This window comes from Zoogloea sp., assembly GCF_028693495.1.
In the GTDB taxonomy this organism is placed as follows: domain Bacteria; phylum Pseudomonadota; class Gammaproteobacteria; order Burkholderiales; family Rhodocyclaceae; genus Zoogloea.
In genome coordinates, this window is record NZ_JAQUVG010000077.1 from 1 (window position 1) to 17,109 (window position 17,109).

Below are 17,109 nucleotides of genomic sequence, written 5' to 3' on the forward strand. Positions count from 1 at the left end.
TCCTTCCCAAGCAATGAGCGAAATCAGCAATAGCGCCGACACGCCCTTCCGTACGGGCTTTGTCGCCATCGTCGGCCGTCCCAACGTGGGCAAGTCCACCCTCCTTAACCGCCTGATCGGACAGAAGATCAGCATCGTCTCCCGCAAGGCTCAGACCACCCGCCATCGGGTCACCGGCGTGCTGACCGAGGGCCGGGCCCAGTTCATCTTCGTCGATACGCCGGGCTTCCAGACCCGTCACAAGAACGCCCTCAACCGGGCCATGAACCGTACGGTAACCCAGGTCCTGTCCGATGTGGATCTGGTCCTGTTCGTGATCGAGAACGGTCGTTACGGTCCGGAGGATGAGCAGGTGGTCAAGCTGCTGCCGGAGGGGGCCAAAGTGATCCTCGTGGTGAACAAGGTGGATCTGCTGGAGGACAAGGCACGGATGCTGCCTTTCCTCCAGAAAATGAGCGCAGCCTATCCCTTTGCCGAAATCGTTCCGGTGAGTGCCGAGAAAGGGCGCAACACCGACCAGCTCATCAAGGCTGCCGAGCCTTACCTGCCTGAGAGTGAAGCCATCTTCGATGAGGACGACATCACTGACCGCAGTGAACGCTTCCTGGCGTCCGAGTTCATCCGTGAAAAGCTGTTCCGCCAGCTGGGCGAGGAACTGCCCTATGGCATGACCGTCGAGATCGAGAAATTCGAAGCCGAAGCCGGCCTGCGCCGGATCCATGCAGCGATCATTGTGGATAAAACGGCCCACAAGGCCATGGTGATCGGGAAGGGAGGCGAGCGGCTCAAGCGGATCGGCACCGAAGCCCGGGTCGAAATGGAAAGGCTGTTCGAGTCCAAGGTCTTCCTCGAACTGTGGGTCAAGGTCAAGAGCGGCTGGGCCGACGACGAGCGGGCTCTGAAGAGCCTCGGCTACGAGTAAGCGCCGGGAGGCAGTCCTTCCGTGAGCGCCCGGCAGCGCATCGACCAGCAGCCCGGCTTTGTGCTGCACAGCTATCCCTATCGGGAGACCAGCCTGATCATCGAGGTGTTCAGCCGCGATCATGGCCGGGTTGGTCTGGTGGCCAAGGGGGCACGCCGGCCCATGTCCCAGCTCAGGGGCGTCCTCATGGCTTTCCAGCCGCTCCTCATCGACTGGAGTGGAGGCGGCGAGATGAAGACCCTGGTCCGGGCCGAATGGCAGGGCGGCCAGCCGCTCCTGGGGGGGCAGGCCCTGCTGTGCGCTTACTACCTGAACGAATTGATCCTGCGGCTCATGCCCCGGGAGGATGCCCATCCGGCGCTCCATGAGGCGTATGGAGAGGCCTTGCGGGCCCTGGCGCTGACCTGTGATCCCCAGGAAGTGATCCTCCGTCGCTTCGAGCTCGCACTGCTTCAGGAGCTCGGCTATGGACTCGAGCTGGAGCAGGATTGCGACGGCCGGCCGCTCCAGCCGGAGGGGCGCTACGCCTATATAATCGAGCGCGGTGCGGTGCCTGTGGAACTGTACGGGCTGGACGATCCAGGTACCGTCACCGGCCGGACCCTGCTCGACATGGCCAGGGGCGACTTTCGCAACCCGGAATCCCTGGCTGGCAGCAAAGCCCTGATGCGCCGCCTGATTCAGCATTACCTGGGCGGACAGGTGCTCCAGTCCCGCCGCGTCTTTACCGAACTGTTTGCCTACCCCGGAGACCTCTCTTGATCGAACTCGGCGTCAATATTGACCACGTGGCCACCCTGCGCCAGGCGCGCCGTACCTGGGAGCCTGATCCTTGCTGGGCGGCGGTGGAAGCCCATCTTGGCGGTGCCGATGGCATCACCGTCCATTTGCGGGAAGATCGCCGTCACATCCAGGATGGGGACGTGCGCAAGCTCCGTGAGCTCACCCAGATCAAGCTGAACCTCGAAATGGCGGCCACCGACGAGATGGTGGCCATTGCCTGCGACATCCGTCCAGAAATGGCCATGTTTGTCCCCGAAGGCCGCCATGAGGTGACCACTGAAGGGGGGCTGGACATCCTTTCCCAGGAGGCGCGCCTGAAGGAAGTGGTGGCCCGCCTGGCGGACCGGGGGATCATGGTCAGTGTCTTCATCGATGCCGAGCTGGACCAGGTGGAGGCCGCCGCCCGCATCGGTGCCAGGGTGTGCGAGATCCATACCGGTCCTTATGCCCATGCATTTCATGCGGCAGGGCGGGATGCGGAGAGTCCGGCGGTGCTCGCCGAGATCGCCCGGGTCCGTGCAGCCGGCGCAGCGGTCCGCCAGCTCGACATGCGTTTCAATGCCGGACATGCCCTCAACTATTACAACGTGCAGCCCATCGCCCGCCTGCCCGGTATCCGCGAACTCCACATCGGTCACTCCATTGTCAGCCGCTCGGTCTTCTGTGGCCTGCGCGAGGCGGTCCGCGAGATGAAAGGCCTGATGCGGGAGGGCGCCGCCCGCGGCGAGCGTTCGTGATCCACGGGGTCGGTACCGACATCCTGCGGGTTGCCCGCATGGAAGAGGCGCTGGCCCGCCACGGGGAGCGCTTTGCCTGGCGCATCCTTGCCGAATCCGAGCGGGCGGGCTTCACGGCCGCGCTGGCCCCGGCCCGTTACCTGGCCAAGCGCTTTGCCGCCAAGGAAGCCTTCGGCAAGGCCCTGGGCACCGGCGTTGCAGTCCCCGCCACCCTGCATGCCGTACGGGTAGCGCACGATCAGCTGGGCAAGCCCCTTTTTGAATATTCCCGGTCCCTCGCAGTCCATCTTGCCGAGCGGGGGCTGGTGGCCCACCTGAGCCTCTCCGACGAGACCGACCACGTGGTGGCCTTTGCCGTGATTGAAAAGCCATGAAACCGTCCCATGCCCTTCCCGGCCCCGTCATGCTCGATGTGGTCGGTCATGAACTCACTGCCGAGGAGCGGGAAGTCCTCCAGCACCCCTTGGTCGGCGGAGTGATCCTGTTTGCCCGCAACTATGCGGAGCCCGGGCAGCTGCGTGCCCTCACGGCAGCGATCCGGGAAGTCCGGCCGATGCTGGTGATTTCGGTGGATCACGAAGGAGGGCGGGTTCAACGTTTCCGGGACGGGTTCACCCGTCTCCCTCCCATGCGCCGCCTGGGCGAAGCCTGGGACGGGGACCCGCAGCGGGCCGGGCTCCTGGCGCGTCAGGCGGGTTTCGTGCTGGCGGCGGAGCTGCGCGCCCATGGCGTGGATCTCAGCTACACCCCGGTGCTGGACCTGGACTATGGCGTCAGTACGGTCATTGGCGATCGGGCCTTTCATCGGGATCCCAAGGTTGCGGCTGAGCTGGCACGGCAATTGACCATCGGCCTCGCCGACGCCGGGCTGCGGGCCGTGGGCAAGCATTTCCCCGGGCATGGGGCGGTGGAGGCCGATTCCCATGTGGCCATTCCCGTGGATGGGCGAGGGTTCGCTGCAGTGTGGCAGGAGGATATCCAGCCCTTCCTGCTGCTCGCCAGCGTCCTGGGAGGTGTGATGCCCGCCCACGTGATCTTCGAAAAGATCGATGCCCGGCCTGCCGGGTTTTCCCCCTTCTGGCTGCAGGAGGTCTTGCGCGGTCGACTCGGATTCCAGGGGGTGATCTTCAGCGATGACCTGACCATGGAGGGCGCCTCGGTAGCGGGTGGCATCGTCGCCAGGGCCGAAGCGGCCCATCAGGCCGGATGCGACATGGTGCTGGTGTGCAACCGGCCGGAGCTGGCCGTCGAGCTTCTGGATCACTGGGCACCCGAGCTGGCGGAGGGCAGCCAGGCGCGCATCGATGCCCTGCGTCCCCGCGCGGGTACGGCGCCCGCCGATCGGGATACCCTGGCGGGCTGGGCACCTTACCTGGCTGCCCGGGACAGCCTGATGAGTCTGGCCTGATACGGAGTGACTGGCGTGCCCTTTGATGCGAAAGCCTTCCTGCGGACCCTGACGGAGGAGCCGGGTGTCTATCGGATGATCGGAGCCGGTGAGGTGGTGCTCTACGTGGGCAAGGCCAAGAACCTCAAGCGCCGGGTATCCTCCTATTTTCAGCGAACCCAGCTCAGTCCGCGCATCGCGATCATGGTGGGGCAGGTTGAACGGGTGGACACCACGGCGACCCGCTCCGAGGCCGAGGCCCTGATTCTTGAGAACAACCTGATCAAGAGTCTCGGCCCCAAGTACAACATCCTGTTCCGGGACGACAAGTCCTATCCCTACATCGCCCTGTCTGGCGGAGATTTTCCGCAGATCTACTATCACCGGGGTGGCTTCCGCAAAGGTGTGCGTTACTTTGGGCCATTTCCCAATGGCTGGGCGGTGCGGGAAACCCTGCATCTGATGCAGAAGATCTTCCGCCTGCGCACCTGCGAGGACACCACCTTCGCCAATCGCTCCCGGCCTTGCCTGCTCAATCAGATCGGGCGGTGCACGGCACCCTGTGTCGGCCTGATCGACCGGGAGGCGTACGCCGCGGACGTGAAGCTGGCGAGCCTGTTCCTCCATGGTCGGCATGGGGATGTGGTGGACGATCTGTCCCGGCGCATGCAGGAAGCCTCTGATGCACTGGCCTTCGAGAAGGCCGCCGTTTACCGGGACCAGATCCGCAACCTTCAGGCGGTGCTTCACAAACAGTTTGTCGAAAGCGCCCGGGACGAGGATGTGGACGTAATCGCCGCGGTGGAGCGGGGGGGCGTGGTGTGCGTCAACCTGGCGATGATCCGTGGTGGCCGGCACCTGGGGGACCGTCCCCTTTTTCCCAGCAACGCCCAGGGCTGCGGGCCGCTGGATGCCCTGGTGGCTTTCGTCGAGCAGCATTATCTGGATCAGTCACCGCCGGGCAAGGTCCTGGTCAACCTGGATCCGGGCGCTGTACGGGAAGCCCTGGAGGAAGTCATCGAGGGCAAGGCCATGGTCCTTGCTCCCCGCTTCGAGGCCGAGCGGGCCTGGATGGGCATGGCCGAGAACAACGCCGGCCTGGCCCTGCTGGCACGCGAGCAGGCCTCCACCCGGGGGGAACTGCGTCTTGAGGCGCTGCGGGATGCCCTGGGCCTGGACGACATCCCCGGCCGCATCGAATGCTTTGACATTTCTCACACCATGGGCGAGTCCACCGTTGCCTCCTGCGTGGTGTGGGACGGCAAGGCCATGAAACACTCCGAGTATCGCCGCTACAACATCAGCGGCATCACCCCCGGCGATGACTATGCTGCCATGCGTCAGGCCCTGACCCGTCGTTATGAGAAGGTGGCCTCTGGAGAGGGTGTGCGTCCCGACGTGATCCTGATCGACGGCGGTAAAGGGCAGATGGGCGTGGCGCGGGAGGTGCTGGCCGAACTGGGCCTCGAAAGCATCACGATGTTTGGCGTCGCCAAGGGCGAGAGCCGCAAGCCCGGCCTGGAAGAGCTGGTCTTCCCCGATGGGCGGGATCCCGTGCACATGCGTCCGGATGCGCCCGCCCTGCACCTGATTCAGGAAATCCGGGACGAGGCCCACCGTTTCGCCATCACGGGCCATCGGGCCCGGCGGGCCAAGACCCGCAACACTTCCCGGCTGGAGGACATCGCCGGAGTCGGGCCGACCCGGCGCAAGCGGCTGCTGGCAGCGTTCGGAGGCATGGACGGGGTGCGCACTGCCACGGTCGAAGATCTCTGCCGGGTGGAAGGCATCAACCGGCTGCTCGCCGAACAGATATACAATGCACTGCGCTAGCCAGTGACCGCCGACATGCTCTTCAATATTCCCAACTCCCTGACCTGGGCACGGATTGCCCTGATCCCGTTTTTCGTCGGCATCTATTATGTCCCCGAGAATGTCATCGCCGCGGAGGACCGGAATCTCATTGCGACCTGTACCTTCATCGCCGCCGCGGTGACGGACTGGTTCGATGGTTACCTCGCCCGTAGCCTGGGGCAGACCTCGGCTTTCGGCGCTTTCCTCGACCCGGTGGCCGACAAGCTGATGGTGGCGGCCGCCTTGATCGTGCTTGTGCACCTGGGGCGGGTCGACTCACTGATTGCCCTGGTCATCATCGGTCGCGAGATCACCATTTCTGCGCTGCGCGAATGGATGGCCAAGGTGGGTGCCGCCGGGAGCGTGGCGGTTGCCTTCGTCGGCAAGCTCAAAACTGCGGCCCAGATGTCTGCAATCCCGTTACTGCTCTATCAGGCCCCTCTCCTGGGTTTCGACAGCATGGGGCTGGGTACCCTCCTGATTTATGTGGCGGCAGTGCTGACCCTCTGGTCGATGGGGTACTACATGCGCTGTGCGTGGCCAGAACTCAGCAAGCGCAGCCGCTGATTGCAGAAATGTGATGAACCAGTAAATTTTACTTGACCATTAACGGTCGATAGTCTAATATTACTTTCCTCAGACGCGGGGTGGAGCAGTCTGGCAGCTCGTCGGGCTCATAACCCGAAGGTCGCAGGTTCAAATCCTGCCCCCGCAACCAGTTTCAAGCATCAAGGCCCAATCATTCAGGTGATTGGGCCTTTTTGTTTGTGCGCCCAGCATGGGCGCAGTCCTGAGGGTGCAAGTCCCTTTGTGCGTTGATCACAGCGAACGAAGTGAAGCGCAACTGCGTGAGGGTGACCGAGCGTGGGGAGGAAGCGTGGATCGTAATCTGCGAGCCGATGGACAAAAATCGGATAGAAGGCGCTGCCGAGCAGGGTGAGTGTGCAAGCAAGCATGATCGAGGGGCGCATTCCCGGAAACAATGGGCCAGGAATGCCGCGACGTGCCGGCACCGATAGGTGCAGGTCAGCGGCGCCAGACCACTAGTGTGGCGCAGATGATCGTCGCAGCGCTCGATGAGAGCTCGATCGATCTCCGCGACACTCAGTCCTTCACCCCGCATCCAGTAGCTGAAATGCGCGAGGCAACGCAAATAAGCGCTGAGGGTGTTTCTGGCATAGCGCCGGTTCTGTAGCGCCTGGATGTACAAAACGACGAGTTCGTTCAGCGGGCCGTCCGTCAGCCAGTCACGGCGGACAAGGTGTGCCAAGCAGAGGTCGGTGGGCATGGTGATCTCCTGGAGTGAGGCATGGGAGCCACAGGAAACCACCAATGATTATGCGCAGGCGAGATCCGCCACCGGAGCCTGCAGAGGTGTTGGCCACTCGCGTTTCAGGCCATGCCGCTGGAGACTCCGCATAATCGCGGACTGGACATAATTGCGGTTATGCTGAACTCGACATAACCGCAAGAACTGGCTCTTTGCCGGCTCGCTGCGCGCCGGCAAGCGGGCCGCGGCGATCATGAGCCTGATCCAGTCGGCGCGCCTCAACGGGCACGAGCCCTTCGCCTATCTGAAGGACGTCCTCACCCGCCTACCGACTCAACCCCAGAGTCGGATCGGAGAGCGGCCCGCTTGGCGAGCAACACCAATTTACGGCGGGCCACATCGAGCAGCCGGCTGTCGGTGGGATAGGCGATGGCCTTCTCCTGCACCGTGGAGTCGACGATGACGCGCTCCAGATCCTTGGGGGCAATCGCCTTGATCGAGACTGCAGTTTCGATGGTCTTGGCCAACAACTCCTCGACCCCGGCTTCACCGAGCACACGACGGAAACGCGTCAGGCCACTCGGGTCGCACGGCAGGCGGGTCTCGAAGGACTCGATCCCGCAAAAGAACTGCCAGTAAGGGTTCTCGGCCCAGCGTTGAACCACAGTCTCGTCGCTCTCGCCGAAAGCGTGCTTGAGATACAGCAAGCCCACCCTCAACCGGATCGGCAGGCGCGGCCGTCCCGCTGCACTTGTGCCCGCTACCCACCACGTGTGCTGTCGGGCCGAAGAGATCAACACCCTCGATCGCGCGCCCCTGACGATCCTTGCGAGTCAAACAGGGCGCAAGCGCCGCCTCCATCTGCGCCCACGGCATCCGCGTGGCCAGGACCGCCAGCGGGTGGCGAAGATCGATCATGGCGCCCAGCCGAGCGCGGAAAAAATCCGGGGTAGTCATCAGAAATCGGCTCTCAAAATCTTCCAGAAACTGAGCGTGATTGCACTGGAAACTGGGAGATCAGGCAAGGCCAAAATCGGTGTCAGCCCGCGTGAGGAAAGGCGGTGCAGGATTATTCAGGGGCGACTAAACAGCAAGGGCAATGCCTATGCCCCCGGAAGTGCATCATGGAAGTGTGATGCTTGATACAATCGACATAACCAGGAGGAGGGTGACGTGGCTCGATTTGTCGGCACAGTTCAAGAGTTCCATCACTTCGTCGGACCACGTCTGCGTAACGTCGTCCAGACGGCCACGGCGAAGCTGAGGAAGCAGCAAGGTGGTGTATGCCAGCACTGCGGACAGACTGCGGCGCTTGAGTCTGCTCATCGGCACGGCAAGGAGCGCAGGGTGCTCATCGAGAACGTGCTTGCGAAGCATGAGCAGGATGATGGGCTCATTGACTGCGACCTGAAGCACGTCGAGCAGGCGCTCATGGAAGCGCACCAGCCGCTCGAGGAGACGTTCATCTTCTTGTGCTCTCCCTGCCACCGCGCGTACGACGCGGAGACTCACAAGCGACGCATCAGAAAGCACACACAGAAGACTTCAGAGCCACTCAAAGTCGCTGATAGCAGCTCCACGCCGGCGGGCAAGCTGAAACGCATCAAAGGCTGGTCTAAGAAGCACTCACAGAATCCCCATCGCATCATCGTGGCCTTCCTGAAGCTCGAGAGCGAGGAGCAGGAGGTCACCCGAGCTGCACTCAAAGCTAAAGCTAATTTAGATGAGTTCGAAGGTGCGTATGCGAGCTTGAAGACAGACGCAGGGAACTCGTACGGAGACATCTTCTATGAAGAGGCGGGGCTCGTTCGCATGCATCCAGCAGCTCGAGCGGAAGTCACAAAGTACTTTGATGAAGCAAAGACATCATGAGCAATGACGGGGGAATGTACCCGGTAAATCCGGCGCTGCTTGTTGCCGTCCGGCGGGTGTCCGTTTCTGACTGAAAGGGTGCGGGGGACGGCTTAAGATCGGGTGTTTTGGCGGGTGCTCCAGCTTTCCCGCCAGGATGGGAATTCGCTTATCGGCAAAGGCTTGCTGATGTAGTAACCCTGGGCCTCATCGCAACCCAGTTCGGCAAGCTTGCGCAGGATGGTTTCATCTTCGACGCCTTCGGCAACCACGGTCAGCCCCAGGTTGTGGGCCAGGTCCACGGTGGAGCGGACGATCTGGGCATCACTCTCGACCCGGGTCATGCTCATGACAAAGGAGCGGTCGATCTTCAGCTCATGAACGGGCAGCCGCTTGAGGTAGGCCAGGGAGGAGTATCCGGTGCCAAAGTCGTCTATGGACAGTTTGAAGCCCAGCTGTGCCAGCCGGTTGAGGGTTTCTTCGGCGCGTGCCGGGTCGTCCATCGTGGCGCTCTCGGTGACCTCAAGGCAAAAGCCGGATGGTCCGACGCCGTGGCGCTCCATCAGGACGACCAGCCGCTCGGGGAACTCCAGATCCAGGAGGTCCCGGGTTGAGAGGTTGATGGCGATGCGCAGGGCTTGATCACCACTCTGCAGCATCTGCCAGTGGCGAGCCGCGGCTTCAAAGATCCAGAGGGTCAGTTGGCGGATGAAGCCCGTCTGCTCGGCAAAGGGGACGAACTCCATGGGGGGTACCAGGCCGCGCCGGGGGTGTTGCCAGCGGAGCAGGGCCTCTGCGGCAACCACTTGGCCGGTGGCCGCAGTGATCTTGGGTTGCAGGTAGAGGCGTAGCTCGTCTCCCTGCAAGGCATGGCGCAGATCGCTGAGCAGGGAAAGGTTCTGGCTGCTGCTGGAGTCGATGGCCGGGGAGTAGGGCATCACTCCGGCCGTTCTGGTTTTGGCGACGTGCATGGCCATCTGGGAGCGACTCATCACCGTGTCCGCATCGTCACCGTCCTGAGGCCAGCAGGCAATGCCCATGCTGGCGCTGAGGTCTACGGTCTGCTCTCCAAGCGCGAGGGGCGCTTCAAAGGACTGGCTGATCCGCTCAGTCAGGATCAGGCCTCCGCCGGCATCGGCCCGGGTCAGCAGAATGGCGAATTCATCTCCTCCGAGACGGGCCACCAGGTCGCCCTTGCGGTACACCTGCTGCTGCAGGCGCTGCGCCACCGCCTTCAGCAGTGCATCGCCAAAGGCGTAGCCCAAGGCGTTATTCACATGCTTGAAGCGGTCCACATTGAGGGTGATGACGACGACCGGGTGTGGTCGGTCGTCCGTGCCTTCGATGGTGGCTTTCAGGGTGTTCCGGAACTGTTCCCGGTTGGGCAGGCCAGTGAGTCGGTCCCAGTAGGCCAACTGCAGGATTTCCCTGCGCTGGCGAGCGAGGCCGTCCCGCATCTGCTCGAATCCGCGGGCGAGCTGTCCCAGCTCGTCCTGACGTCCGGTGGCCGGCACCACCACCTGGAACTGGCCCTGCTCCAGGGCTTCCGTGACTTGCATCAGGTCGTTCAGGGGGCGGGTGATGCGCCGTGCGACGATCAGGCTGCCCAGTGCAAAGAGCAGGACGCCACCGACAGTGATCAGGCCAAGCAGCCAGCGCAGTTGGCGGAAGGGAGCGGTGGCATCGGCAATCGAATGGAGGAAGACCACCTCGATCTGTCCTCCCTGGGCCTCCAGCCTGACCCGTCGGGTCAGCAGGGTGTCGTTTTCGGCTACCGGGATTTCCGTCGCATTCGGCGCAGCATTCTGGAGTTCGCGCAGCCAGGCCGGAGGAAGGGTGGAGACGCGGAAGTCTGAGCGGCTCGTCTGCACCGTGACATGGACTCCCGACAGGCGGTGCAGATCGTTGGCGAGTTCCTGGCTGATCGGAAAGCCCATCAGCACCCAGCCGATCACGGTTGGGGCTCTCACGGGGGTCATCACGAACTGGTAGGCGTGATCGTTGATCAAGGCGATCTGTCCCCGGTTGAGGCGGCTGATCGCATCTCCGAGTTTCCGGTAGACCTCCCTGTCTACGGATTCGCTGGCGGCATTGCTACCGATGACCCTGAAGGCAGGATCCAGCAGGATGGCAACCCCGGCTCCAATGCGTTCCTTGCTGTTGTCGAGGGCGGACTCGATGGTTGGCCTGTCTCCACTGGCAATCGCTGAACGAAAGCCGAAGTCGCTCGAGAGCACTGCGGTGGCTTCCTTGAGGCGGAGGGCGTTCTGGTCCAGCAGGCGCTGCCAGACCCGTTCGCCGACCTGCAGTTCGGAGGTCGTCCAGCTTCGGGCCTGGTGGGTCACTGTGGCACGCACGACTTCCTGGCTGGCGAGCTGGACGAGCAGCAGCAGGCCCACCATGGCCAGGGTGATGCGGATGGCCAGCGAGCGCCGGCGCAGGAGCGCGCTGCGGGGCATCAGCTGGGGTCGAGCCCTGTCAGGCGCATGCGCAGATCAAGGGTTTCGTTACCCACGGTGATGGCCTGCTCCATGGGGGGGCGGGAAGGGGGAAGGCGGCCATGCCAGCTACGCAGCTTGTAACTGCCGGGGGGGACATCCTTGATGACGGCTTTGCCTTCCAGACCACTGACGGCGTAGTAAGGGGTGTCTACGACCAGGATCCAGGCGAGCATCTGATCATGGATGTTGCAGCCCAAGGGAACGACCCCTGGCTGGTCGAAGATGATGGGGGTGGTCGGCGTGCCCACATACAGCTTGATCTCGAAGCGTTTTGCTGATGAGAAAGAGTACACGTGGTGGCGTACGGTATCCCTGTTGGGAAAACTGACGGGCGTTCCACGGGGTACGATCAGTACCTGGGGTACGAAGGTTTTGTCCTTCTGTGCCATCTCTGCGCTCTTGAGAGGGCGTACGGTCCTGCTTGCGTCGGGTGATTCCAGAAATACCGCACCGTTGCTCAGTCCCTTGCCCTGCTCGTTCAGGAGTTGAATCACAAGGTCGGCAGCCTGGGTGGGTGATGTGACGGTCAGTGCGCCCATCAAAAGGCACTGGATGAGGTCGGAGCGGGTCATGCTCAAGGTTCGATGGCGATCCCGCGCAGCGCTTCACCGTCTCCGATCCGGCCCACAAGCGCCGCCTTGCCGCTCTGGAGATCGAGTCGGTACAGGCGCGTCTGGCTGTCCGCTGGCGTGGTCACGGCGGCGAGAGCCAGGTTGCGGATGTCCGAGATGTCGAAGGATGCTGTTTCCAGCGGGCCAAGTCCGAGAGGGCCGACCGTAAACAAGCGCCCGCTGTTGGGGGAAATCAGCGGTTCGATGCCTTCCCGGCTTCCCTGGGTGACCAGGGTGCCCTGAGCGCCGTCGATGGCGAAGTTGGTGGTGAGCTTGTCGTCCTTCTGGTTGTAGGTGTAGCCAGCGCCGATCAGCCGTGGAGCTTGTCTGGCTGTGCTGTCGTTAGCGTCATAGCTCAGCCGTCCGTCGGGCTGGACGCCCGGGGTTCCGGTATCGCCATCCACCTGGGCGCCCGTCTCCGGGTGCAGGCGCAGATTACGCCCGCTGTCGTCCACGACCCGGATACGGTCTACGGTGGGGTTGAAGTCGAAGCCCACCTGACGTCCGCGTAGATCAAGGGATGCCGACCCGTCGCCCACGGAGCGAAGGACGCCGGTGCTGGTGTCAATGGTATAAAGCCGCCCCCGGTCCGTCAGGCCGTAGAGAACCCCCCGGGCTACCCGGTAATCGATGCCGGCCAAGTGTTCGTCCGGCGACAGTCCGCTCAGGGGTTTCTGTTCCAGCAGCTTTTCCGGCTGTCCGGCATTGAAGCGGATCAGTTGATGGCGGGCGGTGACTGCCCAGACAAACTCTTTGGTGGGCTCGCTCGGGAGGGCCAGATGGGTGCATCCCCCAAGAATCAGGGTGCCCAGAAGGAGCGCATGAAGACCGGGCAGGGATGCACGGCGGAGCGGATTCCGGCTGGGGTGCTGGATGCAATTCATCATGGGGGGCTTTCCGGATTGGTCTGGGTGGGCTGAATCGATGGTGGAAGATTACCTTATCCGCGTTGCCACGTAGATGGCGATGACAGAGGTTCGTGGTGCAGTTGGCATCCGGTACCGGCGGTCAGAGTGAAGGGCGGTGCCGGAGTGCCGGGCAGGGCCGCAGATTCAGCGCAGGGTGGCTTCGTAGCGGCGGCTGACTTCCTTCCAGTTCACCACGTTCCACCATTGGGTGGCGTATTCGCTGCGCTTGTTCTGATACTTGAGGTAGTAGGCGTGCTCCCATACATCCAGGCCCAGGATGGGTGTGCCCCGTTGGATCTCGGGCAGGTCCATCAGAGGATTGTCCTGATTGGGGGTGGAGGTGATGGCCAGCTTGCCTTCCGGGGTGACGATCAGCCAGGCCCAGCCAGAGCCGAAGCGCCCCAGGGCGGCCTGATCGAAGCGTTTCTTCATTTCGGCCAGGGAGCCGAAGGTGTCATCCACCGCTTTGGTGAGGGCTGCAGAGGGTACGCCTCCCTGGCCTGCCGGGGCCATCAGCGTCCAGAACAGGTCGTGATTGTAATGGCCGCCGCCATTGTTGCGGACTGCCACGGGATAGCGGGAGATCTGTTTCTGGAGCTGTTCCAGGGAGAGGTTAGCCAGTTCGGGGGTGGTCTTGGCCTGGGTGTTGAGATTGTCTACGTAGGCCTTGTGGTGACGGCCATGGTGGATCTCCATGGTTACCTTGTCGATGTGAGGCTCCAGGGCTTCCGGCGCATAAGGCAGGGCCGGCAGGGCAAACTGGGCGCTGGCGATGACCGGCAGAGCGGCGCCGAGTACGCTGAGGCCAATACGGGTGCAAAGGGCGAAGGGAGGCATGGTCTGGATCTCCAGTCTTGTGGATGACGAGTCGTGAAAGTACGGCGTGTTGAACCGTGATGCAATATCAATTCATGGGCCGGCTCCTGCCGCAGCTGGTGGGCGGGTTCGGGATGGCCACCAGCATCAGGGCGTTTTCCGCAGTCTCAGTTAAGGCCGCAGTTGCTCAGTGTTGGCTCCCTCCTTTAAAAAAACGTTTGACAGGTGGCTCGAATTGCCTATAATGGCGCCCTGTCACGCGGCAGTAGCTCAGTTGGTAGAGCGCAACCTTGCCAAGGTTGAGGTCGAGAGTTCGAGACTCTTCTGCCGCTCCAGAATTTCTGGCCATACTTCAAGTTTGGTCACGTGTTTAAGGCGCGATAGCAAAGCGGTTATGCACCGGATTGCAAATCCGTGTAGGTCGGTTCGACTCCGGCTCGCGCCTCCAGTTTAAGATTTGCGGCAGTAGCTCAGTTGGTAGAGCGCAACCTTGCCAAGGTTGAGGTCGAGAGTTCGAGACTCTTCTGCCGCTCCAGTACAAAGCGGAGAAAACGTTTGACGTTTTCTCCGCTTTTTTACGTCAATCAGAATTCAGGCGCCGGTCCGCTGTGAAGTGCGGCCGGCGCTTTTGCGTCAGTCCAGAAAAGCGTTGCGACTGCTTTCCAGGTGGGCAAGTTGTCGTTCCAGTGCGGCAACCTCAAGGCGGAAGCGCTGGAGGTGTATCCCGCTCAGTGGATTGTTGTTGGGTAGCGCCACCGTCAATGGGTTCTGATGAATTCCGTCGATCCTGAACTCGTAGTGGAGGTGGGGTCCGGTGCTCCATCCCGTGCTGCCCACATAGGCAATGACCTGGCCTTGCCGAACCCGGTCACCTGTCTTGAGTCCGCCTGCGTAGCCGCTCAGATGGCCGTATGCGGTGGTGTACTTGTCTCCGTGGCGAAGGATGACGAAATTGCCATAGCCGTTGCGTTGTCCGATGAACTCGACGGTACCATCCGAGGTGGCCTTGACTGCTGTTCCGTGGGGGGCTGCGTAATCCACGCCCTTGTGTTCCCGCCAGTTACCAAATACGGGGTGCTGGCGCAGGGAGAAGCCTGAACTGACCCGGGAGAACTCCAGCGGGGAGCGCAGGAAGCCCTGGGCGTGACTGCGGCCTTCCCGGTTGTAGTACTCCTCCCTGCCGTCCGGGTGGGTGTGCAGGTAGGCGGTGTGTTTTTGTCCCCGGTTGATGAATTCGGCTGCCAGGATTCTGCCCGTCCGGATGGCGCGTCCCTGGTGGTAAGCGACTTCGTAGATCACGCTGAAGCGGTCGCCTTTGATCAGGTCCGAGTGAAAGTTAATGTCGTCTCCGAATATTTCCGCCAGTTTCTCGGCGATGGCATCGGGGAGACCGGCGTTGTCCATGGCTGCGAAGAGGGAAGACTGGACGATCCCGCCCTGCATCTGAACTCGGGTGTCCAGGTTGAGGTTTTCGCTCCGCAGTTCAAGTTTTCCGTCGTGTTCTTCAAGGATGAACAGGCGATCGGTCGTGCTGTCTGTCAGTGAGGCCGAGTGGAGGCCCCCTTCTGCGCTGGTGGCCACTGTCAGCACTGTTCCCGGTTGAAGTTTGCCTGCTAGGGCTTGCCGGATGTCCGTCCGGTTGGCCTGATGCGCCAGTGTGCTCAGCACGCCCAACCGGCGTAAGGCGCTTCCCAGGCTCTCGCCGGAGCGGACTTTGTCCTGGCGGATGTAGGGGCGCTCATCATCCACAAGAACCGCGATCTTGGGGCTGCTCAGGCTGGTGAGGATGGTTTCCTTGGGAGGAAGGTTTTGACCTTGTCCAGGAACAACGGCGATGGCGGCGGCCATTCCCAGGGTTGAGATTGCTGCTGCTGCGATCAGGCGCCAGCGCTTCCTGAGGTCGCTTTCGCGCAGCTTTTTCAAGTGCGCTAGAATTATTGCCTTTTCTCCAAACATCGGACTTCTCGAGCAAAACAAGCTCATGAGTCTAACAAAAACAGCGCCTGTACAGACTTGCGCAAGGATAAATATGACTGATATTACTGCGGCTCTGGCGCTTATCAAGCGGGGCTGTGACGAGCTCTTGATCGAGGCCGAGCTTGTCGAGAGGCTCAAGAGTGATCGTCCGTTGCGCGTCAAGGCGGGGTTTGATCCTACCGCGCCTGACCTCCATCTGGGGCATACGGTCCTGATCAATAAGCTCCGGCATTTTCAGGAGCTCGGGCATCAGGTGCTGTTCCTCATTGGCGACTTCACGGGGATGATTGGTGATCCGTCCGGCAAAAATGCCACGCGCCCGCCGCTTACCCGCGAACAGGTCCTTGAGAATGCTCGGACGTATCAGGAGCAGGTGTTCAAAATCCTGGATCCTGAAAAAACGGAAGTCTGCTTTAACTCTTCCTGGATGGAAGGTCTGGGGGCTGCAGGGATGATCCGCCTGGCCTCGACGCATACGGTCGCCCGGATGCTGGAGCGGGACGATTTTGCGAAGCGTTATGGTAGTCAACAGCCCATCGCCATTCATGAATTTCTGTACCCCCTGTGCCAGGGGTACGATTCGGTGGCCATGAAGGCGGATATGGAACTCGGTGGCACGGATCAGCGCTTCAATCTGCTCATGGGGCGGGAGTTGCAGAAGCACTATGGTCAGAGGCCTCAGTGTGTCTTGACGATGCCTCTGCTGGAAGGTTTGGATGGTGTTAACAAGATGTCCAAATCTTTGGGTAACTACATCGGCATCTATGAGCCCCCCAACGAAATCTTTGGAAAAGTCATGTCGATCTCGGATGACTTGATGTGGCGTTACTATGAGCTCCTCTCTTTCCGTCCGGTTGCCGAGATTGCTGGGTTGAGGGCTTCGATTGCCGAAGGGAAAAATCCACGCGATGTGAAGGTTATGCTGGCCCAAGAACTGGTTGCCCGTTTCCATGGAGCAGCTGCCGCCGTTGCTGCCCTGGAAGATTTCGAGGCTCGTTTTCAGCGGAATGCGATTCCCGATGAGATCCCGGAGTTCGTGTTGCCGGCAGGTGCGGGTGGTCTGGGTGTTGCCACTGTGATGAAGCAGGCGGGGCTCACCGCGAGCACGTCCGAGTCCTTGCGCATGATTGATCAGGGTGGGGTGCGCCTGAACGGAGAGAAAGTTTCCGACAGGGGGTTGATGTTAAAAGAGGGTGAGGTTGTGGTTCTTCAGGTGGGTAAGCGGAAATTTGCGCGCATTACGCTTCTGTAGGTGGCTTTCGGGTTTCACTGGGAATTCAGTGGAGCTCGAAGGTTTTTAATTTTTTTGTTAAAAGAGTTTCTTCAAAAGTGTTGACGTTTTTCTGTGGGTGTTTATACTGCGCAGCTCTTTCGCTGCAGGCGGAAACGTTCCCAGAAAAAAAGAAGTGTCTGAGAAGGTTTGATGATGTGGAGGGGGTGTTGGTTTGAAGAGATTCGAGCTGGCACTGCGCAGGTGGTTTTGTGGTTGTTT

Annotated in this window: 17 protein-coding genes, 4 tRNA genes and 2 pseudogenes; 15 read left to right on the forward strand and 8 right to left on the reverse strand. The window is 61.6% G+C overall.

Annotated features, from left to right (window positions below):
- Nucleotides 1-13 precede the first annotated feature (13 nt).
- The 8 genes from era to PHD22_RS12505 all read left to right on the forward strand — a co-directional run bounded on the left by era (nt 14) and on the right by PHD22_RS12505 (nt 6,401).
- Complete coding sequence (gene era / locus PHD22_RS12470) at nt 14-922, forward strand: GTPase Era (RefSeq protein ID WP_299867274.1); 909 nt, start codon at nt 14-16, stop codon at nt 920-922.
- Nucleotides 923-943: 21 nt separating this feature from the next.
- Nucleotides 944-1,684 (forward strand): DNA repair protein RecO, encoded by a 741-nt coding sequence (recO, locus tag PHD22_RS12475; protein WP_299867229.1) that lies wholly within the window; start codon nt 944-946, stop codon nt 1,682-1,684.
- The gene (locus PHD22_RS12480) at nt 1,681-2,442 is read left to right on the forward strand and encodes a pyridoxine 5'-phosphate synthase (protein WP_299867233.1); all 762 of its coding nucleotides are present in this window, start codon (nt 1,681-1,683) and stop codon (nt 2,440-2,442) included. Before recO ends, PHD22_RS12480 begins: the two co-directional genes overlap by 4 nt.
- Nucleotides 2,439-2,816 (forward strand): holo-ACP synthase, encoded by a 378-nt coding sequence (gene acpS / locus PHD22_RS12485; RefSeq protein ID WP_299867235.1) that lies wholly within the window; start codon nt 2,439-2,441, stop codon nt 2,814-2,816. Before PHD22_RS12480 ends, acpS begins: the two co-directional genes overlap by 4 nt.
- Nucleotides 2,813-3,850: a beta-N-acetylhexosaminidase gene (nagZ, locus tag PHD22_RS12490; RefSeq protein ID WP_299867238.1), complete on the forward strand. Its 1,038-nt coding sequence runs from the start codon at nt 2,813-2,815 to the stop codon at nt 3,848-3,850. The genes acpS and nagZ overlap by 4 nt, the downstream gene beginning before the upstream one ends.
- 15 nt (nt 3,851-3,865) lie before the next feature.
- Entirely contained in the window at nt 3,866-5,662 is a 1,797-nt protein-coding gene (gene uvrC, locus PHD22_RS12495) for an excinuclease ABC subunit UvrC (protein ID WP_299867241.1), read from the forward strand.
- 15 nt (nt 5,663-5,677) lie between these two features.
- A complete protein-coding gene (gene pgsA / locus PHD22_RS12500) occupies nt 5,678-6,250 on the forward strand; it encodes a CDP-diacylglycerol--glycerol-3-phosphate 3-phosphatidyltransferase (protein WP_299867244.1) in 573 nt (190 codons plus the stop codon).
- A gap of 74 nt (nt 6,251-6,324) precedes the next feature.
- Nucleotides 6,325-6,401, forward strand: a tRNA-Met gene (locus PHD22_RS12505).
- A gap of 21 nt (nt 6,402-6,422) precedes the next feature.
- Here PHD22_RS12505 and PHD22_RS12510 read toward each other — a convergent pair.
- Nucleotides 6,423-6,971 carry a site-specific integrase gene (locus PHD22_RS12510; RefSeq protein ID WP_299867247.1) on the reverse strand — a complete coding sequence of 183 codons (549 nt, stop codon included), beginning with the start codon at nt 6,969-6,971 and terminating at the stop codon, nt 6,423-6,425.
- Nucleotides 6,972-7,149: 178 nt separating this feature from the next.
- Between PHD22_RS12510 and PHD22_RS12515 the strand changes: the two are divergent.
- A pseudogene (locus PHD22_RS12515) lies at nt 7,150-7,290 on the forward strand (transposase domain-containing protein); the annotation flags it as partial.
- 25 nt (nt 7,291-7,315) lie between these two features.
- Here PHD22_RS12515 and PHD22_RS12520 read toward each other — a convergent pair.
- A pseudogene (locus PHD22_RS12520) lies at nt 7,316-7,910 on the reverse strand (transposase); the annotation flags it as partial.
- Here PHD22_RS12520 and PHD22_RS12525 point away from each other — a divergent pair.
- Nucleotides 7,854-8,096 carry a hypothetical protein gene (locus PHD22_RS12525; RefSeq protein ID WP_299867277.1) on the forward strand — a complete coding sequence of 81 codons (243 nt, stop codon included), beginning with the start codon at nt 7,854-7,856 and terminating at the stop codon, nt 8,094-8,096. The pseudogene PHD22_RS12520 and the gene PHD22_RS12525 sit on opposite strands and share 57 nt — an antisense overlap.
- Nucleotides 8,097-8,126: 30 nt before the next feature.
- Nucleotides 8,127-8,825, forward strand: a complete 699-nt coding sequence (locus PHD22_RS12530) for a hypothetical protein (RefSeq protein ID WP_299867250.1) — start codon at nt 8,127-8,129, stop codon at nt 8,823-8,825.
- A 92-nt stretch (nt 8,826-8,917) separates the two neighbouring features.
- On the opposite strand, the gene PHD22_RS12535 is transcribed toward PHD22_RS12530, so the two are convergent.
- From PHD22_RS12535 to PHD22_RS12550, 4 genes are all read right to left on the reverse strand, one after another.
- Nucleotides 8,918-11,263, reverse strand: a complete 2,346-nt coding sequence (locus PHD22_RS12535; protein ID WP_299867253.1) for an EAL domain-containing protein — start codon at nt 11,261-11,263, stop codon at nt 8,918-8,920.
- Nucleotides 11,263-11,877 carry a methylamine utilization protein gene (locus PHD22_RS12540; protein ID WP_299867256.1) on the reverse strand — a complete coding sequence of 205 codons (615 nt, stop codon included), beginning with the start codon at nt 11,875-11,877 and terminating at the stop codon, nt 11,263-11,265. The genes PHD22_RS12535 and PHD22_RS12540 overlap by 1 nt, the downstream gene beginning before the upstream one ends.
- Nucleotides 11,878-11,879: 2 nt before the next feature.
- Nucleotides 11,880-12,803 carry a DUF4394 domain-containing protein gene (locus tag PHD22_RS12545; protein WP_299867259.1) on the reverse strand — a complete coding sequence of 308 codons (924 nt, stop codon included), beginning with the start codon at nt 12,801-12,803 and terminating at the stop codon, nt 11,880-11,882.
- Between the two features lie 165 nt (nt 12,804-12,968).
- Complete coding sequence (locus PHD22_RS12550; protein WP_299867262.1) at nt 12,969-13,661, reverse strand: superoxide dismutase; 693 nt, start codon at nt 13,659-13,661, stop codon at nt 12,969-12,971.
- A gap of 238 nt (nt 13,662-13,899) precedes the next feature.
- On the opposite strand from PHD22_RS12550, the gene PHD22_RS12555 reads away from it, so the two are divergent.
- From PHD22_RS12555 to PHD22_RS12565, 3 genes are all read left to right on the forward strand, one after another.
- Nucleotides 13,900-13,975, forward strand: a tRNA-Gly gene (locus PHD22_RS12555).
- 39 nt (nt 13,976-14,014) lie between these two features.
- Nucleotides 14,015-14,088, forward strand: a tRNA-Cys gene (locus tag PHD22_RS12560).
- 11 nt (nt 14,089-14,099) lie between these two features.
- Nucleotides 14,100-14,175, forward strand: a tRNA-Gly gene (locus PHD22_RS12565).
- A gap of 98 nt (nt 14,176-14,273) precedes the next feature.
- Here PHD22_RS12565 and PHD22_RS12570 read toward each other — a convergent pair.
- Nucleotides 14,274-15,563 (reverse strand): M23 family metallopeptidase, encoded by a 1,290-nt coding sequence (locus tag PHD22_RS12570; protein WP_299867265.1) that lies wholly within the window; start codon nt 15,561-15,563, stop codon nt 14,274-14,276.
- Between the two features lie 106 nt (nt 15,564-15,669).
- On the opposite strand from PHD22_RS12570, the gene tyrS reads away from it, so the two are divergent.
- On the forward strand, nt 15,670-16,869 hold the full coding sequence (gene tyrS / locus PHD22_RS12575) for a tyrosine--tRNA ligase (protein ID WP_299867268.1): 1,200 nt from the start codon (nt 15,670-15,672) through the stop codon (nt 16,867-16,869).
- A gap of 25 nt (nt 16,870-16,894) precedes the next feature.
- Here tyrS and PHD22_RS12580 read toward each other — a convergent pair.
- Nucleotides 16,895-17,109: hypothetical protein (locus PHD22_RS12580; RefSeq protein WP_299867271.1), on the reverse strand; the 215-nt coding region annotated here is incomplete at its 5' end.

Excerpts from the sequence above, each read along its gene's own strand:
- PHD22_RS12540 (WP_299867256.1), bottom strand. The coding sequence starts at position 11,877 with ATGACCCGCTCCGACCTCATCCAGTGCCTTTTGATGGGCGCACTGACC.
- tyrS (WP_299867268.1), top strand. The coding sequence starts at position 15,670 with ATGACTGATATTACTGCGGCTCTGGCGCTTATCAAGCGGGGCTGTGAC.
- pgsA (WP_299867244.1), top strand. The coding sequence starts at position 5,678 with ATGCTCTTCAATATTCCCAACTCCCTGACCTGGGCACGGATTGCCCTG.
- nagZ (WP_299867238.1), top strand. The coding sequence starts at position 2,813 with ATGAAACCGTCCCATGCCCTTCCCGGCCCCGTCATGCTCGATGTGGTC.
- PHD22_RS12510 (WP_299867247.1), bottom strand. The coding sequence starts at position 6,971 with ATGCCCACCGACCTCTGCTTGGCACACCTTGTCCGCCGTGACTGGCTG.
- PHD22_RS12535 (WP_299867253.1), bottom strand. The coding sequence starts at position 11,263 with ATGCCCCGCAGCGCGCTCCTGCGCCGGCGCTCGCTGGCCATCCGCATC.
- PHD22_RS12550 (WP_299867262.1), bottom strand. The coding sequence starts at position 13,661 with ATGCCTCCCTTCGCCCTTTGCACCCGTATTGGCCTCAGCGTACTCGGC.
- era (WP_299867274.1), top strand. The coding sequence starts at position 14 with ATGAGCGAAATCAGCAATAGCGCCGACACGCCCTTCCGTACGGGCTTT.
- PHD22_RS12545 (WP_299867259.1), bottom strand. The coding sequence starts at position 12,803 with ATGATGAATTGCATCCAGCACCCCAGCCGGAATCCGCTCCGCCGTGCA.